The sequence below is a fragment of the Corynebacterium sp. HMSC076G08 genome (genome assembly GCF_001811515.1).
Classification (GTDB): Bacteria; Actinomycetota; Actinomycetes; order Mycobacteriales; family Mycobacteriaceae; genus Corynebacterium; species Corynebacterium hiratae.
The window spans coordinates 59,868-82,760 of record NZ_KV805064.1 but is presented as its reverse complement, the minus strand read 5'-3'; the positions used below and the strand labels follow the sequence as shown (position 1 = coordinate 82,760).

The 22,893-nt window shown below is 63.4% G+C and carries 24 protein-coding genes; 4 read left to right on the top strand and 20 right to left on the bottom strand.

Annotation, left to right across the window (positions count from 1 at the left end):
* Positions 1 to 13 precede the first annotated feature (13 nt).
* Positions 14 to 997 (top strand): EamA family transporter, encoded by a 984-nt coding sequence (locus tag HMPREF2806_RS09210; protein ID WP_198531334.1) that lies wholly within the window; start codon positions 14 to 16, stop codon positions 995 to 997.
* A gap of 62 nt (positions 998 to 1,059) precedes the next feature.
* Here the strand turns inward: HMPREF2806_RS09210 and HMPREF2806_RS09205 are convergent, their stop codons facing one another.
* Both HMPREF2806_RS09205 and guaB read right to left on the bottom strand, forming a co-directional pair.
* Positions 1,060 to 2,256 carry a GuaB3 family IMP dehydrogenase-related protein gene (locus HMPREF2806_RS09205; RefSeq protein WP_046648412.1) on the bottom strand — a complete coding sequence of 399 codons (1,197 nt, stop codon included), beginning with the start codon at positions 2,254 to 2,256 and terminating at the stop codon, positions 1,060 to 1,062.
* 9 nt (positions 2,257 to 2,265) lie between these two features.
* The gene (gene guaB, locus HMPREF2806_RS09200; RefSeq protein ID WP_070517450.1) at positions 2,266 to 3,780 is read right to left on the bottom strand and encodes an IMP dehydrogenase; all 1,515 of its coding nucleotides are present in this window, start codon (positions 3,778 to 3,780) and stop codon (positions 2,266 to 2,268) included.
* Positions 3,781 to 3,929: 149 nt separating this feature from the next.
* On the opposite strand from guaB, the gene HMPREF2806_RS09195 reads away from it, so the two are divergent.
* Complete coding sequence (locus HMPREF2806_RS09195) at positions 3,930 to 4,304, top strand: DUF5319 domain-containing protein (protein WP_046648414.1); 375 nt, start codon at positions 3,930 to 3,932, stop codon at positions 4,302 to 4,304.
* 78 nt (positions 4,305 to 4,382) lie between these two features.
* On the opposite strand, the gene HMPREF2806_RS09190 is transcribed toward HMPREF2806_RS09195, so the two are convergent.
* Together HMPREF2806_RS09190 and HMPREF2806_RS09185 are read right to left on the bottom strand one after the other, a co-directional pair.
* Positions 4,383 to 5,225 carry a hypothetical protein gene (locus tag HMPREF2806_RS09190; RefSeq protein ID WP_070517448.1) on the bottom strand — a complete coding sequence of 281 codons (843 nt, stop codon included), beginning with the start codon at positions 5,223 to 5,225 and terminating at the stop codon, positions 4,383 to 4,385.
* A 92-nt stretch (positions 5,226 to 5,317) separates the two neighbouring features.
* A complete protein-coding gene (locus HMPREF2806_RS09185; protein ID WP_070517446.1) occupies positions 5,318 to 5,935 on the bottom strand; it encodes a sigma-70 family RNA polymerase sigma factor in 618 nt (205 codons plus the stop codon).
* Between the two features lie 352 nt (positions 5,936 to 6,287).
* Here HMPREF2806_RS09185 and HMPREF2806_RS09180 point away from each other — a divergent pair, with 352 nt between their 5' ends.
* Positions 6,288 to 6,587, top strand: coding sequence for a WhiB family transcriptional regulator (locus HMPREF2806_RS09180; protein WP_046648418.1), 300 nt, complete (start codon positions 6,288 to 6,290; stop codon positions 6,585 to 6,587).
* A 289-nt stretch (positions 6,588 to 6,876) separates the two neighbouring features.
* On the opposite strand, the gene groL is transcribed toward HMPREF2806_RS09180, so the two are convergent.
* From groL to glmS, 11 genes are all read right to left on the bottom strand, one after another.
* On the bottom strand, positions 6,877 to 8,493 hold the full coding sequence (gene groL, locus HMPREF2806_RS09175; protein WP_070517444.1) for a chaperonin GroEL: 1,617 nt from the start codon (positions 8,491 to 8,493) through the stop codon (positions 6,877 to 6,879).
* Positions 8,494 to 8,505: 12 nt separating this feature from the next.
* Positions 8,506 to 8,805: a co-chaperone GroES gene (groES, locus tag HMPREF2806_RS09170; protein ID WP_167595557.1), complete on the bottom strand. Its 300-nt coding sequence runs from the start codon at positions 8,803 to 8,805 to the stop codon at positions 8,506 to 8,508.
* 355 nt (positions 8,806 to 9,160) lie between these two features.
* Positions 9,161 to 9,589 carry a hypothetical protein gene (locus HMPREF2806_RS09165; protein WP_049157036.1) on the bottom strand — a complete coding sequence of 143 codons (429 nt, stop codon included), beginning with the start codon at positions 9,587 to 9,589 and terminating at the stop codon, positions 9,161 to 9,163.
* A gap of 78 nt (positions 9,590 to 9,667) precedes the next feature.
* Entirely contained in the window at positions 9,668 to 10,720 is a 1,053-nt protein-coding gene (gene tsaD, locus HMPREF2806_RS09160) for a tRNA (adenosine(37)-N6)-threonylcarbamoyltransferase complex transferase subunit TsaD (protein WP_070517441.1), read from the bottom strand.
* Positions 10,714 to 11,229 (bottom strand): GNAT family N-acetyltransferase, encoded by a 516-nt coding sequence (locus HMPREF2806_RS09155; RefSeq protein ID WP_070517440.1) that lies wholly within the window; start codon positions 11,227 to 11,229, stop codon positions 10,714 to 10,716. Before HMPREF2806_RS09155 ends, tsaD begins: the two co-directional genes overlap by 7 nt.
* A complete protein-coding gene (gene tsaB / locus HMPREF2806_RS09150) occupies positions 11,226 to 11,918 on the bottom strand; it encodes a tRNA (adenosine(37)-N6)-threonylcarbamoyltransferase complex dimerization subunit type 1 TsaB (RefSeq protein WP_070517439.1) in 693 nt (230 codons plus the stop codon). Before tsaB ends, HMPREF2806_RS09155 begins: the two co-directional genes overlap by 4 nt.
* Positions 11,918 to 12,463, bottom strand: a complete 546-nt coding sequence (locus HMPREF2806_RS09145) for a hypothetical protein (RefSeq protein ID WP_070517436.1) — start codon at positions 12,461 to 12,463, stop codon at positions 11,918 to 11,920. Before HMPREF2806_RS09145 ends, tsaB begins: the two co-directional genes overlap by 1 nt.
* A 97-nt stretch (positions 12,464 to 12,560) precedes the next feature.
* Positions 12,561 to 14,153, bottom strand: coding sequence for an aspartate:alanine exchanger family transporter (locus HMPREF2806_RS09140; protein WP_070517434.1), 1,593 nt, complete (start codon positions 14,151 to 14,153; stop codon positions 12,561 to 12,563).
* A 1-nt stretch (position 14,154) separates the two neighbouring features.
* Positions 14,155 to 14,619, bottom strand: a complete 465-nt coding sequence (gene tsaE, locus HMPREF2806_RS09135) for a tRNA (adenosine(37)-N6)-threonylcarbamoyltransferase complex ATPase subunit type 1 TsaE (protein WP_070517432.1) — start codon at positions 14,617 to 14,619, stop codon at positions 14,155 to 14,157.
* On the bottom strand, positions 14,609 to 15,706 hold the full coding sequence (alr, locus tag HMPREF2806_RS09130) for an alanine racemase (protein ID WP_198531333.1): 1,098 nt from the start codon (positions 15,704 to 15,706) through the stop codon (positions 14,609 to 14,611). Before alr ends, tsaE begins: the two co-directional genes overlap by 11 nt.
* Before the next feature lie 31 nt (positions 15,707 to 15,737).
* Positions 15,738 to 17,609, bottom strand: a complete 1,872-nt coding sequence (gene glmS / locus HMPREF2806_RS09125) for a glutamine--fructose-6-phosphate transaminase (isomerizing) (protein ID WP_070517429.1) — start codon at positions 17,607 to 17,609, stop codon at positions 15,738 to 15,740.
* Positions 17,610 to 17,730: 121 nt separating this feature from the next.
* Between glmS and HMPREF2806_RS09120 the strand changes: the two genes are divergently transcribed.
* Positions 17,731 to 18,564 carry a dienelactone hydrolase family protein gene (locus HMPREF2806_RS09120; RefSeq protein WP_070511351.1) on the top strand — a complete coding sequence of 278 codons (834 nt, stop codon included), beginning with the start codon at positions 17,731 to 17,733 and terminating at the stop codon, positions 18,562 to 18,564.
* 55 nt (positions 18,565 to 18,619) lie between these two features.
* Here the strand turns inward: HMPREF2806_RS09120 and HMPREF2806_RS09115 are convergent, their stop codons facing one another.
* The 5 genes from HMPREF2806_RS09115 to glmM all read right to left on the bottom strand — a co-directional run bounded on the left by HMPREF2806_RS09115 (position 18,620) and on the right by glmM (position 22,767).
* Complete coding sequence (locus HMPREF2806_RS09115; RefSeq protein WP_046648429.1) at positions 18,620 to 18,844, bottom strand: hypothetical protein; 225 nt, start codon at positions 18,842 to 18,844, stop codon at positions 18,620 to 18,622.
* Between the two features lie 98 nt (positions 18,845 to 18,942).
* Entirely contained in the window at positions 18,943 to 19,215 is a 273-nt protein-coding gene (locus HMPREF2806_RS09110; protein WP_046648430.1) for a hypothetical protein, read from the bottom strand.
* Entirely contained in the window at positions 19,215 to 20,972 is a 1,758-nt protein-coding gene (locus tag HMPREF2806_RS09105) for a zinc metalloprotease (RefSeq protein WP_070517427.1), read from the bottom strand. The genes HMPREF2806_RS09110 and HMPREF2806_RS09105 overlap by 1 nt, the downstream gene beginning before the upstream one ends.
* Positions 20,972 to 21,283: a hypothetical protein gene (locus tag HMPREF2806_RS09100; protein ID WP_053089098.1), complete on the bottom strand. Its 312-nt coding sequence runs from the start codon at positions 21,281 to 21,283 to the stop codon at positions 20,972 to 20,974. Before HMPREF2806_RS09100 ends, HMPREF2806_RS09105 begins: the two co-directional genes overlap by 1 nt.
* A gap of 140 nt (positions 21,284 to 21,423) precedes the next feature.
* Complete coding sequence (gene glmM, locus HMPREF2806_RS09095) at positions 21,424 to 22,767, bottom strand: phosphoglucosamine mutase (RefSeq protein WP_046648432.1); 1,344 nt, start codon at positions 22,765 to 22,767, stop codon at positions 21,424 to 21,426.
* Between the last annotated feature and the right edge of the window lie 126 nt (positions 22,768 to 22,893).

The following is a 22,893-nucleotide window of genomic DNA, read 5'->3' as shown; positions in this document are numbered from 1 at the left end:
CACAATGGACTGCATGACCAATCCGTTTGCAGTTTTGTGCGTCATCGGCTCGTGCATTTCGCTCCAGTTGGGAGCGAGCCTCGCCATCCAGCTTTTCCCCATTGGCGGCCCGTGGGGCACTGCCTCGCTGCGTCTGCTTTTCGCCGCCGTGATTCTGCTCGCCATTGCGCGACCGCGCGTGCACACATGGAGCCGTGAGAAATGGATCTCCGCCACCATTTTCGGCCTCACGCTGGGCCTGATGAACGGCTTCTTCTACGCCGGCATCGAGCTCGTTGCGCTGGGCCCTGCGGTCACCATCGAGTTCCTCGGCCCGCTGCTGCTGGCGGCGTGCCTCTCCCGCTCGCTTCGCGACGCCACCTGCGTCGCCCTCGCCCTTCTCGGCATGGGCCTGATGGGGCTGGACTCCTTCAACGGAGACCCCCTCGACCTGCGTGGCGTGTTCTTCTTGCTGTGTGCCGGGGCGATGTGGGCTGCCTACATCCTGGCCAGCAAGAAGGCCGGCGCGCTCTTTAGCGACCAAGACGGTTTGGCCGTGGCCTTCCTCATCGGTGGCCTCGTGCTCCTGCCAGTGGGCGGGCGTGGGGCGGTAGCGTTGGCCAGCGATCCTTCGCTGCTGCTACTCGCTCTGGGCACGGGCATGCTGGCCTCGCTCATCCCCTATTCGTTGGAATTCATTGCGCTGCGCAGGCTCGCCCCCAACGTCTTTTCCATCCTGATCGCCCTGGAACCCGTCTTCGCCGCACTCTTTGGCTGGATCCTGCTCTCCCAGAACGTGTCTCAGCTCAAGCTGGCAGCTATCGGGCTGGTGGTGGTGGCCTCGGTGCTCCAAACCATGGCGCCGGCGCGCGGGCGCGTGGTTTTCCGCAAGGTGGCACTGCGCCCACGCCGCCTGAAGAAGCCCCGGCTACCGCGGTTTCACAAGCCACGCAATCGCAGCTCTGATCCAGCAGTGAGTCCAGTGCTCAGCACAAAGGACGCCGAGGCAGCGAAGTAAACTCCGTCCCGAGGCAGGCTGAGCGGCGCAGCGCCCCAACGGGGGAAGCTGCGCCTGCAGGACTAGCGAACGGCTAGCCCAACCTTCTGGAAAGACTTCAGATCCGTGTAGCCGCACTTTGCCATGGCGCGCTTCAGCCCGCCAACCAGGTTGAGCTCACCCAGCGGTTCGTTGGACGGGCCGTGGAGCACGACCTCCAACGAAGGCGCACCCGCTGAGGCATCCTCGGCGGTGCCAGAAGCTGCGTTGCCAGAAGCAGCGGCGTCAAAAGCATCGGCGCCAGAAGTGCCGGTGCCCAGGAGGGCATCGGCCACGCCAATCGGCTCGATGAGGCCGCGCGGGAAACGCGGGTGGCCGGCCGTGGACGGCCAGTACCAGCCCTTGCCGCCGGCCTCCGCCGCGCGGGCCAGGACTGGCCCTAGAACGACACCATCGGCGCCACAGGCAATGGCCTTGGCGATGTCGGCGGAGGTGAAGATGTCGCCGTCGGCAAGCACGTGCACGTAGCGGCCCCCAGTCTCATCCAGGTAGTCGCGGCGTGCGGCCGCAACATCCGCGATGGTCGTCGCCATGGGGATATCGATGCCGACGGTCTCCGGGTTGGTGTTCACGCCGGAGCCAACGATAATGCCCGCAGCACCCGCGCGCATCAGGTGCAGCGCCGTGGTGTAATCCGCCACGCCCCCGGCAATCACCGGGGTATCCAGCGAGCCGATGAACTCCTTCAAGTTGAGCGGCTCGCCACCAGTCTGCACGTGCTCGGCGGAAATCAAAGTGCCGTGGATGAACAGCAGCTCCGCGCCGGCCTTAATAACCACGGGCGCCAGCTCGCGGGCGTGCTGCGGGGAGACGCGCACGGCCACGGTCACGCCGGAATCGCGCACCTGCGCGATGCGCTCTGCCAGCAACTCCTCATTCAGGGGTGCTGCGTGCAGCTCCTGCAGCGTGGACAGGTCGCCGAAGTTCTCCGTCACGCGGGCAATCGCGCCTTCCAAATCCTCGTGACGGCCCCACAGGCCTTCGGCGTTAATAACACCCAAGCCGCCCTGCTTGCCCATCTCGATGACAAATTCGGGTGTGGCCAGCGCATCAGTCGGCGCCGAAACGAACGGAACGTCGAAGGTGTAGGCATCGATGTGCCATGAGGTGTCCACGTCCTTGGAGGAACGGGTGCGGCGAGTCGGCACCAGGGAAATCTGGTTCAAGTCATAGGTGCGGCGGGCCTCGCGGCCCACGCCGATTTCTACGTAATCGCGCATTCTTAGTCCTTAGCGGTAGTTCGGAGCTTCGACGATCTGCTGAAGGTGGTGCGGGTGAGACTCCTTGAGGCCCGCAGCGGTGATCTGGACAAACTGCTTGGTCTTGAGCTCAGCCAAGGTGGCGGAGCCGGTGTAGCCCATCGAGGCTCGCAGGCCGCCCACAATCTGGTGGACGATGGCATCGATATCACCGCGGAATGGCACGCGTCCCTCGACGCCCTCCGGCACTAGCTTGTCCTCGCTCTTGACGTCGGCCTGGAAGTAACGGTCCTTGGAGTAGGAGCGCTTCTCACCCGTCAGGCCGCGGCCCTGCATGGCACCCATAGAGCCCATTCCACGGTAACGCTTGTACTGCTTGCCTTGGACCACGACGATGTCACCCGGCGCCTCCGTGGTGCCGGCCAGCATGGAGCCCAGCATGACGGCATCGGCGCCGGCTGCCAAGGCCTTGGCGACGTCACCGGAGTACTGCATACCGCCATCGCCGATAACCGGCACACCTGCCGGGCCTGCCACGGCGGCGGCCTCCATGATGGCGGTGATCTGCGGGGCACCGACGCCCGCCACGACGCGCGTGGTGCAAATGGAGCCCGGTCCGATGCCGACCTTGATGGCGTCGGCGCCAGCCTCAATCATGTCGCGGGCTGCTTCACGGGTGGCCAGGTTGCCGCCGATGACGTCAATGCGGTCGCCGAAGTCCTTCTGCACGCGGGAGACCATCTCCAGCACGCGGTTGTTGTGGGCGTGGGCGGAGTCGACGACGAGGACGTCCACGCCGGCGTCGACAAGCTGGCCCGCGCGCTGGTAGGACTCCTCACCGGTACCGATGCCCGCCGCCACGAGCAGGCGCCCGGAAGAATCCTTGGAGGCGTTGGGGAACTGTTCAGTCTTGACAAAGTCCTTGACGGTGATGAGGCCGACGAGCTTGTTCTCATCGTTGACGATGGGCAGCTTCTCCACCTTGTTGGCGGACAGCAGCGCCAGCGCCTCCTCCTTGCTGACGCCTTCCTTGGCCACAACCAGCGGCATCGGGGTCATAATCTCGGAGACCTTGCGGGAGAAATCCGGCTCGAAGCGCATGTCACGGTTGGTGCAGATGCCCACGAGGGTGCCCTGCTTATCGACGACCGGCAGACCCGAAATCCGGAACCGCGCGCACAGCGTGTCCACCTCGTCGATAGTCATGTCCGGGGTGGCGGTGACCGGGTCGGTCACCATGCCGGACTCGGAGCGCTTCACAATTTCCACCTGCTGCGCCTGATCCTCAGCAGAGAGGTTGCGGTGCAGGACGCCAATGCCACCTTGACGGGCCATGCCGATGGCCATGCGGGCCTCGGTCACGGTGTCCATCGCGGCGGAAGCCAGCGGCACGCCGAGGCGAATGTTGCGGGTGAACTGCGCCGAGGTATCCACCTCGGAGGGAACGACGTTGGATTCTGCCGGCAACAGCAGGACATCATCAAAAGTAAGGCCGTAGAGTGCAATCTTGTCGGGGTTGTCTCCGCCGGTGTGGACGTGGCTCATGAGGGTGGGGCTCTCCTAAACTGACCAGATAGTTTTATGCGGTAGCCCTCACTGTAGTGCGTGGACGCCCCGTAGTGGTAGCCGTGGGTGGACGAATCGGTGTCGAGAGAGAATTGCTATGCGCGCACGGAGTCAATAGGCTCGCAGACGTGAACTTTTTCGCCAACATGCCCCGCGATCCTTTCGCGGACGATCCCAACGACCCAGCTTCCTTCCTCGAGGAGGAGGACCACGTCGAGCCGCTGTCCGAGGAGGACCGCCTCGCCGTCATCCACGATCTGGCCATGGTCCAAGAGTTCGCGCGCGTTCTCAGCCCGCGCGGCATCGACGGCATCTTCTTTTTCTGCGAGGACTGCGAGGAGAACCACTTCTACGAGTGGGACATCATGGCCTCCAACATGCAGGCCACACTGGCAGGGCAGCTCGCCCCCGTCCACGAGCCGGGCGCGGAGCCGGACCCCATGCGCTACGTCCCGTGGGATTATGCGGTGGGCTACCTTGACGGTATGGATTCGCGCTACTAACGCGCGGATTAAGTATCGCGCCTTACACAACGAAAGAACCTCTCCTCCCTGCTATGGGAAGGAGAGGTTCTGTGCGTTTTATTGCTGGAACTGCGGCGGCGGGAGTTGGCCGTTATCCCCAGTACCATCCCCGTCGGAGTTACCGCCCTGCGGAGGCGTTGGCTGCTCGCCACCACCCGGCTGGCTCGGCTCCGGGTAAGTAGGTGCTGGAGGGTTCAGCGGGTTACCGGCCGACACCGTCTGGGTGACCACAACGGTGGACACCGCAGTCTGCGTCTGCGTGACGGTTGCCGGCTCCTGCGGCGGCTGCTCCTCTTCCACCGGAACGGGCTTTTCCACGGTCTGCGTCTCCGTCACCGTGGCGCGGGTCTGCGGCTTCGTCGCACGTGGGGTGTCCGCCTCGCGTTCCCGCTTGGCCTGGTCCACCATCTTCCGGGCTTCTTCGAGCAACTGGCGGGTGCCGTCCATGTCTCCCTGTGCGGAACGCTTTTCCATTTCGTCGAGCGTTCCAGCCAGCTCCACTACGGACACATCCTCATTGTTCGTGCCGAAGAGCGACTGATTCACGCCATAAAGCGGCGATCCCGGGCCGGCGTTGACGACCACCGCTCCGCTACCTGCGATCAGGAGCGTAGCTGCGGCCGCGCCGATGAGGCCGTGAATGAATGGCTTGCCCCGACGACGGCGACGTGCCGCATCCAGGGAAATAACCTCCGGCTCTTCGTCCGCGCCTTCAATGAGCGGGGCCGGGGGCATCTGCTTTTCGACGTCCCCGCGCAACTCCAGCAGGAGCCCTGCCAGCTCATCACCGCCATCGGAGGGATCCGTTCCTTCGGAGAGAGTGGTGAGGAATGCATCATCATCAACCAAAGGCTGCAGCTGCTCAGCGACGCCCTGCTGAGGCTGGTCCTTCTTTGCCACGATGTCCTCCCTTCCTTGATAGAGAAATTCTTAACTTGTCGGTGCCAAGTGCCGATGGCTCACTGCTAGCTTGTGCTAGCCCCACTGCTGGTTCATAGCGTCTCGTGCGAGTCGAGGGATTTGCGCAATTGCGCCAGTGCACGATGCTGTGCCACGCGGACTGCGCCAGGGGTGGACTCCACAATTTCTGCGGTCTCCTCTGCCGACAGCCCCACGAACACACGCAAAATGATAATGTCCCGGGCCTTGTCACTTAACGTATCGAGCATGGCCCGCACTCTGTTACTACCGTCCATGACCAGAGCGGATTCTTCGGGGGTAGCGTCCTCAGCAGCGTCTTCCGGGACGTCGTCCGTGGGGTGGGTCTGATCGCGGCTGAGGGCGCGGTGGGCGTCGGTCACCTTGTGGGCAGCGATGCCATACACGTAGGCCATAAACGGGCGGCCCTTGTCCTTGTACGTGCCAATCGACGTCGCTACCGCCAAGCAGATTTCCTGCGCCACATCCTCTGCCGTGGGCTGGCGGTGGCCGCCGATGCGGGCGCGGCAATAGCGCAGGACCTGCGGGTGAATAATGCGCATGATGCGCTGAAGGGCGCGGCGGCTACCGTCGACAGCGAGCGGAACGAGGTCCGCTAGTTCCTTATCGCTGTCGCGCTTCGACGCCGCTGAGGAGCCGCTCGCGTCTGTAGCTTGAGTAGCCACTGTCATCCTTGCTTGTTCTGCTTGGTGTATTAGTTCATATTCTGCACGAATATCATGTCACAACCTTTGGTTGAAACCCGAAACGACGGGCCTATTCCCCACCCTTCGACGGCTATGAGAAAAGTTCATACACCGTTCATCTTAAGCGTAGGCGCAGGTCATTCAGGGTAAAAGTGAGAGGTTCCGACCTGCTACACCTACATGTCAGCATTGCGTAACGCGCCGTTTACCCAAGGGGGACACACTTCTATCTCGTCTCACCTCGCCCCGGTGCTCAGGGCATCACGCCCCGTGCGGAGGCTTGCCCACAGCACGATGCGCACCAGGGCGCTCTATCTTTGATTAAGGAGAATCGAACGTGTCTCAGTCCTTCCTGCTCCCCGGGCCGAATGCGGACTTTTGGGATTGGCAGCTCCACGGGGCATGCCGTGGAGAAAACTCTGACGTGTTCTACCACCCGGACGGCGAGCGCGGGCGCGCCCGCGCTCAGCGCGAAAGCCGCGCCAAGGCGATCTGCCACACCTGCCCAGTCATCGAAATGTGCCGCGAACATGCCTTGGCCTCCGGCGAGCCCTACGGCGTGTGGGGTGGCATGAGTGAATCTGAGCGCGTCGTAGCTCTGCGCTCGCGCGACGCTCACGCCACCGTCAGCGCCTAAGCCCCTCGCTTCACGCTTCGTAGCCGTAACGGGGCCAGACGCGTGGTTTCTTTAGGTAGCATCATTTCCCGCTCGTACCGACAGTCTTCGCGTCGAGGCAACCCCCGGATTCCGTGCCCACATCCCAGGGGATAGCACGGCTAGCTCCGTAGAACAGTTGCTCACCGGTGAGTCACCGGTGAATGCAGGACAAAGGCCCGCAGCCCCTTCCCCACGTACGGGGCTTGGGCGACGGGCCTTTTCTTGTAGCTCTTTGCTATTCCCGGAGAAACGTTGTTTCCCCGCGCTTTTAGTGGGCGTGCGCGTGGCCTGCCTGTGCCGGTTCCTCCTCGGCGGGCTTCTCCACCACGGAAGCCTCGGTGGTGAGCACCATGCGGGCCACGGAGGCGGCGTTGACCACGGCGGAGTGGGTGACCTTCACCGGGTCGATGATGCCCTGCTCGAGCAGGTTGCCGTACTCCAGGGTGGCGGCGTTGAAGCCCTCGCCGTTGGCCTTCTCGGCAACGTGGGCGACCACGACGGATCCGTCCAGGCCTGCGTTCTCGGCGATCCAGTAGGCCGGGCGGGTCAGCGCGCGGGCCACGGCCAGCACACCGATCTTGGCCTCGCCCTCGAAGCCCTCGGCGAAGGCCTCAAGCTCCTGGGAGATCTGGACCAGCGCGGAGCCGCCGCCAGCGATAACGCCCTCTTCAACGGCCGCGCGGGCGGCGTTGATGGCGTCCTCGACGCGCAGCTTGCGCTCGTTGACCTCGGTCTCGGTAGCGGCACCAACGCGGATGACGGCAACGCCACCGGAAAGCTTGGCCAAACGCTCCTCGAGCTTCTCCTTATCCCAGGTGGAGTCGGTGCGCTCGATCTCGCGACGCAGCTGCTCGCGGCGCTCCTCGACGGCCTCAGCAGTACCTGCACCATCCACGATCACGGTGTCCTCCTTGGACACGGTGACGCGACGTGCGGAGCCGAGAACCTCCGGGCCGACCTCCTTGAGGTTGATGCCAACCTCCGGGTCGACGACGGTAGCACCGGTGACAACAGCCAGGTCATCCATGAAGCCCTTGCGACGCTCGCCGAAGTACGGGGACTTCACGGCGGCGACCTTGAGGACCTTGCGGATGGAGTTCACCACGAGCGCCTGCAGCGGCTCGCCCTCGATGTCCTCAGCAATGATGAGCGTCGGGCGCGAGGACTCCGCGATCTTCTCCAACAGCGGCAGGAAGTCCGGCAGGGAGGAGATCTTGTTGCGGACGAGGAGAATGGCGGCGTCGTCAAGCACGGCGTTGTAGGTCTCCTCTTCCGTCGCGAAGTACGGGGAGAGGTAGCCCTTGTCGAAGGAAATGCCCTCGGTGACGTCCACGGTGGACTCAATGGTCTGGGACTCCTCGACGGTGACGACGCCGTCCTTGCCCACCTTGTCCATGGCGCCAGCAACCATCTCGCCGACCTCCGCATCGCGGGAGGACACGGTAGCAACCTGGGAGATCTCCGCAGAGGAGTTCACCGGGGTGGCGCGCTTCTTGAGCTCCTCGACGACCTTCTCGGCCGCCGCCTCGATGCCCTTGTTGAGCTCCACCGGGTTAGCGCCGGCAGCAACGTTGCGCAGCCCCTCGAAGACGAGTGCCTGGGCCAGCAAGGTGGCGGTGGTGGTGCCGTCACCAGCGATGTCGTTGGTCTTCACGGCCACGGACTTCACCAGCTGGGCGCCAAGGTTCTCAAAAGGATCGTCGAGGTCAATATCGCGGGCGATGGTGACGCCGTCGTTGGTGACGGTCGGGCCGCCGAAGGCCTTGGACAGTACGACGTTGCGGCCGCGGGGGCCGAGGGTGACCTTGACGGCGTCGGCCAGCGTGTCTACACCGCGCTGGATGCCCTCGCGGGCCTCCTGGTCAAATGCAATCAGCTTTGGCATAGGGTTAATCGCCTACTTCTCGATGACAGCGAGCAGGTCACGAGCGGACAGCAGGAGGTACTCCTGGCCGTCGTACTTCAGCTCGGTGCCGCCGTACTTAGAGAAGATGACGGTATCACCCTCGTTAACGCCAACCGGAACAACCTCGCCCTTGTCGTTGGTGCGGCCCGGGCCTACGGCTACGACGGTGGCCTCCTGCGGCTTCTCCTTTGCGGAGTCCGGGATGACCAGGCCGGATGCAGTGGTGGTCTCAGCTTCAACGATCTGGACGAGGACCTTGTCCTCCAGCGGCTTAATGTTTGCCATGATGATTTCCTCCAAAGTGTTCTCAATGCGCGCCCACATGAGCGCGCGTGTGCCGGTTGTGGGTAGCCCAGCACAGCCGTCGTCGCGGGTGAACAACTGTGGGTCAAAACAACCTGACTAGCACTCTACCCGCGCGACTGCTAGCCCTCAACAGCCCGGGCCGCCAACCCGTTCGCCCTCCGCGAACGCCGCCCTCGCGCGCGCGAGAGTTGTCATGATTCCCGCCGCAACCTCGGCCAATAGAACCGGAGAGCGTCTCGAAAACGGCCAAAGACGCTCGGACTCGATACGAGCCGTCGCGTCCTTGGGTTCCTGAGGGCTGCGCTAACGCACCCTAGGCCTACTTATGGGATTTACGAATTTAAACCTGCTTATCGGAGTTGATGACGGCCGCGCGCCACAGGTTGTATTCCTCCGGGTTATCCTCGCGGTAGTTCTTCACCGCGCGGATACCGTGCTCAACGGCCTCGACGACCTCGTCGATGTTCTTGTCGTCGCCGTCGGCAGTGACGAAGATGACTGGGCCGCAGATGGAGCGGATCGGGTCCTGCAGGAAAGCGGAGTTGCCGGTAGCGGCGGCGTTGCGGGCCAGGGAGGCCACCGGGTTCGGGTCGGCGTCGTCAGCCTTCGCGTTCGGGTTAAACAGCGCCGCGTAAGTCTGGCCATCATCCTGGAAGGCCACGGAAACGCGATCCTCGGTGGTACCACCGAGGAATTGGTTTGCCTGTTCGAGCTCAAACTCGATGATGCGACGGGACAGGTCAGGGTTAACGAGGAAACCAGTGGTCATAGCGGTGTGAGCTCCTTGTGTGTGAGCCGGACGATTATCGGTCATCACACTACCGGCACCCTGGAGGTTGCGCATCCGCTAGCGCGCAGCGGCCACGAGCGGAACCTCCACCTCAAGCTGCGTATCGGTCCCACACGCCAGACCGGAAGGTTCAGCGCCTTCGTGGATGAGCTGGGCAGCCACCGCGGCGATCATCACGCCATTGTCGGTGCACAGCTTGAAACGCGGCACGCGCAGCTCGATTCCTGCGGATTCGCAGCGCTTCGCCGCCAAGGCGCGCAGACGCGAATTCGCCGCCACGCCGCCGCCGAGCAGCAGTACCTTGGCGCCTGTGTCCTGGCAGGCGCGCACGGCCTTGGCGGTCAGCACATCTGCCACCGCCTCCTGGAAGGAGGCACACAGGTCCTCAACCTGGACCGTGGTGCCCTCGCGCTCGGCCTTTTCCACGTGGCGTGCTACCGCCGTCTTGAGTCCCGAGAAGGAGAAATTGTGGCGGTTGGGCCCGCGCAGGTCCTCGGCCTTGGACAAACCTCGCGGCAGGTCGATGGTGGGCTTTCCTTGGGCGGCCAGCTTATCGATGACCGGCCCTCCCGGATACCCCAACCCCAGGAGGCGGGAGACTTTGTCGTAGGCTTCGCCGGCGGCGTCGTCAAGCGTGGTTCCCAGCTCCTTCATGGGTTTGCCCACGGCCTCGACCTCAAGCAGCTGGGTGTGACCGCCGGAAACGAGCAGGGCCACCGAGTGCGGCAGCTCCTCGCCCTCCAGGTTGGCCACCGCGACGTGCCCGCCGAGGTGGTTGACGCCGTAGAAGGGCACGCCCCACGCGGAGGCGAAGGCCTTGGCTGCCGACGCCCCGACGAGGAGCGCGCCGGCCAGTCCCGGCCCCACGGTGGCGGCCACCGCATCGGGCTTCTCGACGCCCGCCTCCTCCAACGCCGCCTTCATCACCTGCGGCATGGCTTCGAGGTGAGCGCGGGAGGCAATCTCCGGCACCACGCCGCCGAAGCGGGCGTGCTGCTCCATGGAGGAGGCGACGACGTCGGCGCGGATCTCCATGTGGCCGTTATCAGACAGCTCGATGATGCCCACGCCGGTTTCGTCGCAGGAGGACTCGATGCCGAGGATTAACATCTCTCACTCTTTCGTGGTCGGTACATGGTGTGGGCGTCCGCGCCGGAGGGCTGGTAGTAATTGCGGCGCAGGCCGTTAATGACAAAATCATAAGCCTCATAGAGGCGAATGGCCGGATCGTTGCCCACGCGCACTTCGAGGAAGATGGGCGCATCGTGGGAATCTGCAAGCTCGACGATGGCGTCCATCATCAGCCGCGCGATGCCCTGCCGTTGGGCTGCGGGGTCGACGCCGATGGTGCGGATTTCGAACTCCGGCCAGGCAGCGGGTCCCATCCGCCCCACGCCGGCGTAACCGAGAACTTCCACGCGGTTGTCGTTATGGTCATCGCGGTTGTCGTTATGGTCATCGCGGTTGACATTCATGTCAACCGCCCAGTACGTGGTGTGCCCCGCCGCAATTTCCTGCTCGAAGGCTCGCGCCTGCCATGGGCTTTCGCCGGGGAAAAGGACCTTCTCTAACTCGGCACAGCGCGACGCGTCCGCAGACGTTAGTGGCCGCAGCCTCATGATGCCGGTGTCTCCTCGTTGCCGCCGACCAAGGCGGCCGAGCGCGGCTTGGCCTTCGGCTCCACGGCATCGGGGCGGCGTAGGTAGAGCGGGACGAGCGGCTCGGGTTCAGCGGACAAGTCAGCGCAGGCAACCAAACCCTCTGCGCGCGGGGTAGCCCACTCGCTGGGAAGGTCAGCGATGTCCTCCGGCAAACGTGGAGCAATAGATTCTGGGAAAACCAGAAGCGCACTCGCTGGGCTCGCGAGTCCGGCGGCGCTCAGATCAAGGGTTTCCGGCTTCGATACGTTGGGGCCGCTACGGCGCTCGCCGTCCACATAGGTGGCCCAGTAGACCTCTTTGCGGCGAGCGTCGATAGCCACCAGCCACTCCCCCGTGCGCCCGTGCGCGATGGCGTCCAAGGTGCACACACCATGTACCGGCAGGTGAAGGGCCACTCCCAGGGCGGAAGCGGTTGCCATGCCCACGCGCAGGCCGGTGAACGGTCCGGGCCCCGTGCCGACAACGATGGCGGAGAGGTCGGCATAGGTCAGAGAGGCGTCGGCAAGCAGCTCTTCGATGGTAGGGATGAGCTGCTCGTTGTGGGCGCGCGTACCGCTGATGACGCGGTCAATGCTCTCCCCGGTGTCGGTGTCAACGATGCCCGTGACCAGATCCGTGGTGGCGGTATCGAGTGCGAGGACCTTCATTAGCCCACGAACTGCCAGGCAGGAGCGTCCTCATTGTCAGCACCCTGCTGCAACATCTGGTCATCACCGCGCAGGAACTGCAGCGGCTCGCCAGGCTGAATGCCGCGCAGCGGCGGAGCGTCCTGGCCCTGGGCCTTGGCCATCTCTACCTGCTCGAGGACGCCGGAGCAGAGATCCACCTGGGAGCGGTTCAGCTTCTCCACCTGATACTCCTGATTGACGCTGACGGTGACAAAGTAGTTCTCATCCTCCGCCACCTTGCCGTCGACGAAGTCGATACCGGCGACATCCACGCCGCCTTCCCCAAGCTGCTGCTCCGTAGCACCCGGGCAGACGACGAGACCGGCAATCCAATCCTGGCCGTAGACGTCGGGGACCAAGAGCGCGGAGAAGCTCAGGTTCTTCGGATACGTGTCCAAGGCTTCACCCAACGTCGAGGAAGGCTCCTCCGGCGAACGGGTCATGGACAGCGCGATGAGCAAGCCAAGGACGATGGCAAAGCCGCCGATGACGACGGTCGTGATGAATTGGCCGATTTTATTCATGGGGATGTGCTCCTAATAATAGGGAGTTCCGTACGGGGATATCCTACGCGACCGCCCTACCGCGGCCCTGACTGGCCCTTCCGGCACCGAAAAGGGATCAAACGATCAGCAGTGCCAGGACCTGGCACATGAGGATCTTGCCGATCATCGCCGTGGGGTACACGGTGGCATAGCCGCGCTCTGCCAGCTGGGTTCCGGTCTGGGGGTTGAGGTAGGCCATGATCGCCGGGTTCGTGGTCATACCCGCGGCGATGCCCATCGACTCATCAAACTTCAGGCGCAGCACCAGCATCGATACCGCGACGATGCCGATGGCGGAAACCAGCGACAGCACAATGCCCACGCCCATGTACTTCAGGGAGGTCGGATCCGACAGCGCATCACGGAACTGGCCGCCTGCCGACGTACCCACGCCCGCCAAGAACAAGGTCAGGCCCAGCGTGGAGATTGTCTGCTTGGCGTGGAAAGGAAGCTGCCAGTTAATCGGGCCCGAGCGGCCCAGCGCACCCAGGATGAGGCCGACGACGATGGGGCCGCCGCCGAAGCCGAAGGAGAGCGTCGTGCCACCTGGCAGCGGAATCGGGATAGCGCCGAAGAGCAGACCAATGAAGAGGCCAAGAGCAAAGGGAAAGAGATCGACGTTGCCGAGTTTGGCTTCGGAGTCGCCGAGGAAACGGCGGACGTCGTCAAGCCTGCCCGGCGCGGTGATAACGCGCACGCGGTCCGAGTAATGCAGGACGGTTTCCTCGTTCGGCACGACATCCGAGTCACCGCGGCGCACGCGCGCGATGAGGAAGCCCTCCTTGACCGTGTCCAAGTCCTTGAGCTGGTAGCCCGCAACGCGTGGGCTGGACACGGTCAGGCGGCGGTAGACCAGGCCATCCTCCTCGTGGAGGTTGAGGTGGATCTCCTCACCGAGCTGGGAGATCGCGCTATCAAGCGCTGGTGCCGTGCCGTTGAGCAAGAGCTCCATGCCCGCGCGCAGCGGCAGCTCCGGATAGGCCAGGTTGTGGTTGTGCGGATTGTTGACGTGGCGGGTAGCGATGACGCGCTCGCCAGTCACCTCCTGCAGCTCCCCTACCGTTGCGTCGAAGTCGCGAGTCAGGCGCACTGCCCGCCACTCCAGCGGCTCCGCAATCATGCCCTCGGCGCGGGCGTCCTCAACGTGGTTCACGCGCAGCATCTTCGCGCCGATGGCGGCCACCAGAATGGTTCCGATGATGCAGCCAGGGTAAGCCAAGGAATAGCCCACCACCGGGGTGCTGTCGCCGCCCAGGGCTTCGACGACCGCTGCCATACCCGGCGTCGAGCTTAGCGATCCCGCGAGCGTGCCGACGCTAATCGCCGGGTCCAGGTCAAACATGCGCATCGCCAGGGTTGTCAGCCCCGCGAGAAGGAAGAAGAAGACGATGACCACCATGGACATCTTCCATCCTCGCCGGCGGAAATCTTCGAAGAAGCTGCGGCCGAAGTTCAGGCCGATGACGTAGACGAAGATGGCCAGGCCAAATTGATACACGAAGGCCGGGACCACGATGTCCGGGTTGGCAGCGGACAGTCCCAGGGCCACGAACATCGCGGCGGCGGCGCCGAGCGAGATGCCGAAGACATTGATCTTGCCCACGGCCAGTCCCACCGCCATGATCAGAAAGAGCGTCAGCAGGGGCTGTTCAGCAAGAAAAGCCAGCACGTTAATTCACCCATTTCCATGTAAATACGCGGACGTCATCATCCGAATCGCGGTTGATTCTCACAGCAAGATACGCGTCAGAAAGCCGCTCCATGAAGCCCCCGCCCCACTCGGCGACGACGACAGCATCCTCTATTTCGGTGTCCAAGTCTAGACTGTCCAGCTCCCCCAACGGATCCTCAGAATGATCAAGGAGGCGGTAGGCATCCACGTGCACCAACGTCGGCCCGCCTACGCGGGAAGGGTGCTCGCGGGCGATGACAAAGGTCGGCGACGTCACCCGCCCCTTCACCTGCATTCCCCGGGCAATGCCCTGCGTAAAGGTGGTTTTCCCGGCACCTAAAGGGCCGTCGAGGATAACCAGGTCCCCGGCCTCCAGAGCCGCACCTAACTCCTCGCCGAGGGCCTGGGCGTGCTCCGGTGTGGCTGCCTCGCGGCGTCCTTCGTGTGGAAAATCACTGCGCATCGCTAGCTCCTTCGCGGTATGTACGCTCGGTGCGCCCTGTGGGGCGGCACACCACTTCATAGTTGATGGTCCCGGTTGCCTCAGCCAATTCTGTGGCGCTCATACCGCCGCGCCCGAAGATAACGGCGGTGTCCCCGGCACGCACTCCGTGGGGGTTAGAGCCGAGGTCGACGACAATCTGGTCCATACAGACCCGTCCCACCTGCGGGTAGAGCTCACCACCAATGCCTACCTGGAGCGCCCCCTGAAAGGCACGCGGCAGGCCATCGGCATAACCCACGCTGACGGTGGCGAGCTCGCGCTCACTCTCCGCGGTCCAGGTCAGTCCGTAGCAGGTGGACTCCCCCGCCGAAATCGGCTTCACTGCGACGACGGACGCCTCCCACGTCATGGCAGGCTCCAGCCCATGGTCGAGCCCAGCGACTGGTTCAAGCCCATACAGGGCCAGTCCGACGCGCACCTGCTCAAAACGAGCCGAGGGGCGCGTCAACGCCGCGGGCGAGTTCGCCAGGTGGTTCAGCGGACACTCCAGCCCCACCTCACGGGCGAGTGCTAGGGCCTGGCGGAACTCCGATTCCTGATGATCATTGTGCGGGTGCTCCGGCTCGTCCGCACAAGCAAAGTGGGACATGAGGCCTAGGACGGTGATGTGGGGGGCGTCGGCAAGCAGGCGAAAGGTCTCCTCCCACGCATGCTTGTCGACGCCCGATCGGTGCATCCCCGTCTCCACCATCACGAAGACTTCGGTGGGGGTCTCGGCGGCGATGAGTGCTCGGGCGTGCGCCAGCGAAGGGATGCCGATCTGGATCTCAGCGGCAAGGGCTGGGGCGAGGTCCTCCGTCGGCTCCCACAGCCAGGCAGCGATGGGGAGAGTATCAATCACCTTCCGCAAGGCCACCGCCTCAGCCAAGGTGGCCACCCCGAAGGCATCCGCCCCAGCTTGCGCCATCACCGGGGCGCAGCGCTCGATGCCGTGGCCATAGGCATCCGCCTTGACCACGCACATGAGGCGGGCCGGGGCCACCGCCTCCTTCACGCGGGCAACATTGTGGGCAATAGCGTTGAGGTCAACGGTGGTTTTCAACATGCCCACTATTGTGCCACTTGGTGTTACCGCGCTATTCGACGGTCACCGACTTCGCCAGGTTGCGCGGCTGGTCCACGTCGTAGCCCTTGGCGGTGGCTACACCGCAGGCGAAAATCTGCAGCGGAACAGTAGCCAGCAGCGGCTGCATCAGGGTCGGCGCCTGCGGGATGCGGATGATGTGGTTGGCGTAGGCCTCGACGGCCTCGTCGCCCTCCTCCGCGATGACGATGGTGATGGCACCGCGGGCACGGATCTCCTGGATGTTGGAGACGACCTTGGCATGCAGGGAATCGCGGCCACGCGGGGAAGGCACGATGACGAAGACCGGCTGGCCTTCCTCAATCAGCGCGATGGGGCCGTGCTTGAGCTCACCGGCGGCGAAGCCCTCCGCGTGCAGGTAGGCAATCTCCTTGAGCTTGAGCGCGCCCTCCAGCGCAACCGGGAAGCCGACGTGGCGGCCCAGAAAGAGCACCGACTTGGCGTTCTCCATGGCAGTGGCCAGGTCATAGACCTGCTGCTCGTTGTCGATGACTGCCTGAACCTTATCGGGCATATCACGCAGATCCTCGAGGACGGAGTTGACCTCATCGGAGAACATGTTGCCGCGCAGACGTGCCAGGTAGAGGCCCAGCAGGTAGGTCGCGGTGATCTGCGCCAGGAAGGCCTTGGTGGAGGCCACAGCGATCTCCGGTCCGGCGTGGGTGTACAAGGCGGCGTCGGACTCGCGCGGGATGGAGGAACCCTGGGTGTTGCAGATGGCAATCACCTTGGCGCCCTGCTGGCGGGCGTGGCGCACTGCCATAAGCGTATCCATGGTCTCGCCCGACTGGGACAGGGCCACAACCAAGGTCTTTTCGTTAACGATCGGATCGCGGTAGCGGAATTCGTGGGCCAGCTCCACCTCACAGGGGATGCGGCACCAGTGCTCGATGGCGTAGCGTGCGACGTGTCCAGCGTAGGCGGCAGTGCCGCAGGCGATGACAATGATCTTATCGATGGACTTCAGCACCGACTCATCGATGCGGATCTCATCGAGGATCAGGTTGCCGGTCTCGTCGAGGCGGCCCAGCAGCGTATCGCGCACGGCTGCCGGCTGGTCGTGGATTTCCTTCTCCATGAAGGAGTTGAAGCCACCCTTTTCGGCAGCGGCGGCATCCCACTTGATCTCGAAAGGCTTGCCCTGGGCGGGGTTGCCCTCATAGTCGGTGATTTCGATGTCATCCGCGGTGATGGTCACGACCTGGTCGTTGTCCATCTCCACGGCGGACTTGGTGTAGTCGATGAAGCCGGAGACATCCGAGCCGAGGAAGTTCTCCCCCTCACCCAAGCCGATGACCAGCGGCGAATCGCGGCGCGCAGCCACGATGCGATCGGCCTGCTCGGCATGAATAGCCAAGAGGGTGAACGCGCCTTCCAGGCGCTTGCCGGTCAGCTGCATAGCCTTGGTGAGGTCGCCGCCGGCCTCATTGTGGAACACATCTGCCAGAAGGGTGGCGGCTACCTCGGTGTCGGTCTCGGACACGAAGTTATGGCCCTTGGCCTCCAGCTCGCTCTTAAGCTCGGCGAAGTTCTCGATGATGCCGTTGTGCACGACGGCGAGCTTGCCGCCGTCCACGACGTGCGGGTGGGCGTTCAGATCGGTTGGACCACCGTGGGTTGCCCAGCGGGTGTGCCCAATGCCCAAGACGGAATCCTTCAGCGGGCGCGCAGCGATTTCAGCTTCCAGCGCAGCGACCTTTCCAGCCTTTTTGCGCCAGGAGATCTCCCCATCGGCGTACATTGCGACGCCTGCTGAGTCATAGCCGCGATACTCCAATCGGCGCAGGCCCTCCAGCACAACGTCGAGGGCAAAGTACTCACGACCATCGGTGTTATGGCCAATGTATCCAACGATTCCACACATGGAACGGAATTTTACAGCATGATTTATCGTGCCGAACCGCAAGGATCGTGCTTAAAACCTTCCCCCACCTATCTGGTACATGTCCACCTCTTTGTCTACGCTTTCCTCTATTCTGTAAAGCGTGTCTGCGAATTTGAAGAAGCATCTCGGTACGTTGTCCAAGCGCGGCCCGCACCGCGTCCTCGTTGGGGACCTGTCTTATGCAGGGCTAGAAGGCAAGGTCTACACCCCTGCTGAAGGCAAGGGCCTGCCCGCCGTGGCGTTTGCTCACGACTGGACGAAGAACGTCAAGGACTACCACGCCACTCTGCGCCACCTAGCCAGCTGGGGCATCGTGGTGGTTGCTCCCGATACGGAGACTGGTGTGTTTGCCAAGCACCGTAACCTGGCTGCCGACCTCGAATCGGCTTTGCAGATTGCCGCCGGCGTTAGGCTGGGCGCTGGCAAGATTTCGGTGTCCGCTTCCAAGCTGGGCGTTTTCGGCCACGGCATGGGAGGCGGCGTAGCCACCTTGGCTGCCGTGGATAACCCGAAGGTCCGCGCCGTCGCAGCCCTCTACCCTGCTGATACCTCACCATCCGCCGTTCAAGCTGCCCGCTCCGTCAAGGCACGCGGCCTCGTTATCGGCGCGGGCCAGGATGACATCTTCCGCGCCGGCAACCCCGCAAAGCTGGCCAACGCGTGGGGCGGACCGGTGGCCTACCGGGAGATTGCCAAGGGCACGCAGTCCGGTTTCAGCGAGGATAAGTTCTTCAAGTTGGCGCTCGGTTCCGGCTTCTTCCAGGGCTCCGCAGTCGAGACCGCCCGCGGCCTTGTGACCGGCTTCTTCCTTTCCACCCTGGCTGGCGAATCCAAGTATGACGGCTTTGCGGATGCCGACGCCTCCGCGAAGGGCGTTGAGAGCTTCACCGGCGAGGACCTGGCTCAACGCGCCGGCTTTGAGTACAGCAAATAAAGCTCCAACGAAATAGCGCTTCACAGCGCGGCTTTTCCTAACTACAGCAGGACGATCAGTTGTCGTCCTGCTGTAGTTGTTTTAGCTTAGGGACTTCAAGAAAATACCAGGCAATAAGTGCAATGCCCGGCAGAAGCAACTGAGCGGCCGTCCACAGCTTTATGTGGGACATTTCTCTGTCGAATTTAATCTCAATGCCAAGCACAACAAAAGCCACCAAGAGGTACAGCATGGGAAGAACGCCCCACAGGACGTCATGAAGCCAAGGCACTGTTGTCATGCGGCATTCTCCTCACCCTGGTTGATACGTGCAGTAGGCAGTCACCTCACGGTATCACCTGTGGCTGCGAGGAACCAGACTTGTTTCTCGCTGCTGCTTCAGCTGCGCCTGAGCACCGACTGCACCTGACCGCGCGGACGGCCCCGGCCCTGCCCCTGCGCTTGACTATGCGGCACGCCCCTGGACTCTGGGTTTCGCCCCGGCGTATGTGTGTGCGGCGCATGTGTGTGCGCTTGGGCTTGGGCCGCGCGCTGAGCGGACTTCTCGAGCTCGTCCTGTGCCTTGGCCATCGCTTTCTCAAACTCCAGCAGCCGTGCGGCTGTGCGCTCACGGAATCCGCGTGCGAACTCATCGAAATCATTGTGCGGCATTACCACTGCCCTGCCTTTCGCGCCTGTACGGATGGGGAATCTGAGCTTTCTTCCGGTGCCGTTTCCGGTGTCATTTCTGGTGCGGCTCCCGCGCCGGGAGCCGGCCCAGACGCTGGCTCAGGGGGCGGTTCAGGGGCTGGTACCGGTGCAGGTTCCGGCACTGGTGCCGGTGCCGGCGCTTCCGCTGCCTGCATATGCGCCAGCTTCTCCGGTGGAGCTTCTGGCTCCGGAACGTTATTTAGCTCTGGCGGTGGTGGCGTGACTCCGTTGTCCGGGGCTGGTTCTGGTGCCGGCGGTGGACCTGGCTCCGGTTCCGGCTGCGGCTCTGGTTCTGGTTCGGGCTCAGGCGCAGGTTCCAGCTCAGGCTCCGGTAGGTTCTCAATGAAATCCACGGCGGCTTCAGCCAGCAGCCCAAGCCCCAGAATGGCAACTCCTACGCCTAGGATGCCCAGACTTCCGCAGCAGGATTCCTCCAGCTTACACTCACAGGATTCCGCGTTAGGACTCTCGCCGCTTTCTTCCTCACAGTCTTCAGCTTCTACAGGCTCGTCAGGCTCCTCGACCTCTTCGACTACCTGCACCGCCTCCTCCGGGCATTCAGTCACCTCCGCCTGCACGGGTGCGGTCGGCACGTCAACCTCGCTGGGCACCTCAATCCCGGCGTCGGCCGGCGTGGTGGTTCCCACGTCGCGCGGCTGCTCAGTGCAGGTACAAGACTGCTGCGACTCCTTCTCCGCGTGGCACCCGCACGGCTTGTGCTCTTCTTCTGTTGCGGTGGAATCGGGTGTGGGCTGCGCTTGCGCTGCGGGCTCAGTCGGCACGGTATGCGGCGTGTTCGGTTTCGCTGGCCGAGGCTTATCCTCAGCCGGCGGGCATTCTTCTTCCGAAACCCCTGCGGGCTGGGTTGGCGCAGGTTTTTCTGGCGGTGCCACCGGTTTGTCTGGTTCCGGCTCGACTGGTTGCTGCGGTGGAGCGGGCTGCGCTGTCGGCGCCGGTGGCGTTGGCTGGGCTTGCGCCGGTGCCGTTGGTTCTGCGGGGCTCACAGGTTTCGTCGGTTCACAGGGCTCAGGATCCGGTTGTGGGCACTCCTTCGGCTTCTCCTCGCAACCGCATTCAGGCTCAGGCGGGGTTTCCGGCAGCTCCCGCTCGCATACCTCGGTGCAGCGCTTTTCAAACTCGCCGTAGCAATTTTCAATGGCAGTGTCGCGGTCCCGACAGGTTTGCGAAATGGTGTCATTCGTCTGGTCGATTAGGTCACCGCCAATGCGCGAAATAACTGGGACGATGGCCTTGCCCAACGGGTGCCGCTGCAGCAACATGGTCAAGATATTCAGCAGCGGAATTACTGCAGAAATCAACTCCGCTACGGCAGATTCGGAAACACTGACCACGTCTTCGATGGCCTCGGAGCACTGCTGCGCGGACTCCACCAGATCATCGGCTTCGTCCCTTTCCTTCTCAAAGTCATCCTGCACGCCGCGCAGGTGATCCATGATCGCTCCCCCAGCCAGCGACAGCACCGTGCCAAGGAGGAAATCCCGCAGACCATTGCCGCCGCGCAGTGGACGTCGCGCGCCCATCGCCGACGCGGTATGCGTCACGAGCTCTCCTGGGTTGATCCCGTCGACGGAACCCACCATGTCCCCCAACAAATCAATCGGTGTGCTGGGACCGGAGTAGCCGCCAAGGCTCGCAGCCTGAAACTGGGAGACTACCTGTGAATAATCGCCCAAGAGCGACTTGATCATCGTGGACATCAGTTCGCCCCCGTTTCCTGGCTGCCGAATTGGCCAGCGAGGCCACGGTCGACGTCGCCAAACGCCCGCACCTGCTCACGCGCGGCGCCCGCGGTGGCCGATATGTTCTCCAAGCGCCACGCACCACGCTCGTGTAGCCGACTCAACAACGCCTGAATCTGCGCCCCATGCCCGCTAAAATCCCGCCCCGCAGAAGACGGGGCAAAGCTCGGTCTGTCCCCGCGGTGTGCGTCACTTTGGGCGCGGGCTTGGTCCATGACGTCGTCGAGAAGCCGCGTGGCTTCCTCCTCATCAAAAAATACGTCGGGCATGTGCGCCCTCCTTCTTGTCCACAACAAACAGTGATTCCTGCTCTTATTGGACTGAGAAAGCCACCCGCCGGTTCCCCCACCGCGCAGAAAAAGAAGAAACCCCAGGCCAAAGGCCCAGGGTTGCGATTATGCGGGTAGAACTAGACAGCGGCAACGACGGCAGCAAGCTTGCCCGCTACCTTGCGTGCCTGCTCCTTTTCAGCTGCTTCCACCATGACGCGGAAGAGCTCCTCTGTGCCTGAGGGGCGCAGCAGGACGCGGCCCGTATCACCAAGCTCTGCCTCGGCGGCGGCAATAGCTTCCTTGACTTCGGGGGCATTGAGGATGACCGCCTTATCGGACACCGGCACGTTGATGAGCACCTGCGGCAATACCGTCATCACGGAGGCCAGCTCCTTAAGGGTCTTGCCGGACTTAGCCATGCGCGCCATGATGGACAGTCCCGTCAGTGTGCCATCGCCAGTGGTGCAATCATCCGGCAGCACGACGTGACCGGACTGCTCGCCGCCCAGGGAGAAATCACCGCGGTTGAGCTCCTCCAGCACGTAGCGATCCCCCACGGCGGTTTCCTTGACCTCAATGCCCTGCTCCTGCATCGCCAGCTTCAGCCCCAGGTTCGACATCACGGTGGCCACCAGGGTGTTGAAGCGGAGGTCGTTCTCTTCCTTCATGCCCACCGCGAGGATCGCCATGATCTGGTCACCGTCAACGACGTTGCCCTCAGCATCGACGGCTAGGCAACGGTCAGCGTCACCGTCGTGGGCCAGGCCCAGATCAGCGCCGTGCTCGACGACGGCCTCCTGAGTCTTCTCAATGTGGGTCGAACCGCAGTCCTCGTTGATGTTGAAGGCATTGGGCTTGTTGTGGATAGCAATGACCTCAGCGCCCGCTGCCTCATAGGCCTGCGGAGCAACCTTGGAGGCAGCACCGTTTGCGGTGTCGACGACAACCTTGATACCGCTCAGATCCGTGGTGACGACCTCTGCTAGGTGCTTGAGGTAGCGCTCCCGGCCGTCGGGGGCCTCCGAAATAATGCGACCAATCTTGGTCCCCGTGGGCCCACCGTCGGTGAGGTTGTCCATGGCAGCCTGGATGCGGTCTTCCACCTCATCCGGCAGCTTCTTGCCGCCCGCGGAAAAGAACTTGATGCCATTGTCCGGCATCGGGTTGTGGGAGGCGGAAATCATCACGCCGAGGTCCGCCCCAAAATCATCGGTAAGGAATGCGATGGCCGGGGTCGGCAGCACGCCGATGCGCACGACGTCGACGCCGCGTGAGGCCAAGCCCGAGGCAATCGCCGCATCCAACATCTCGCCCGACACACGCGGGTCGCGCCCAATAATCGCCAGCGGGCGGCGCTCGTAGGACTCCCGGTCCGAGGTCAGCACCTCCGCCGCTGCCTGCCCTAGGCGCAAAGCCAGAATGGGAGTGAGCTTCTTGTTCGCGAGGCCGCGAACTCCATCGGTTCCAAAAAGTCGAGTCATAGTTGTTTATTATGCCCGCTCCCCCTTGCCTGGCGCAGGTCGGCTCGTTCTTGTTGTGTAGACTTCTTCCCACCTTCTGCCCTGTGAGCAGGGCCGGTGGGGAGTTTCCCCAGTTAACGCGCGCGC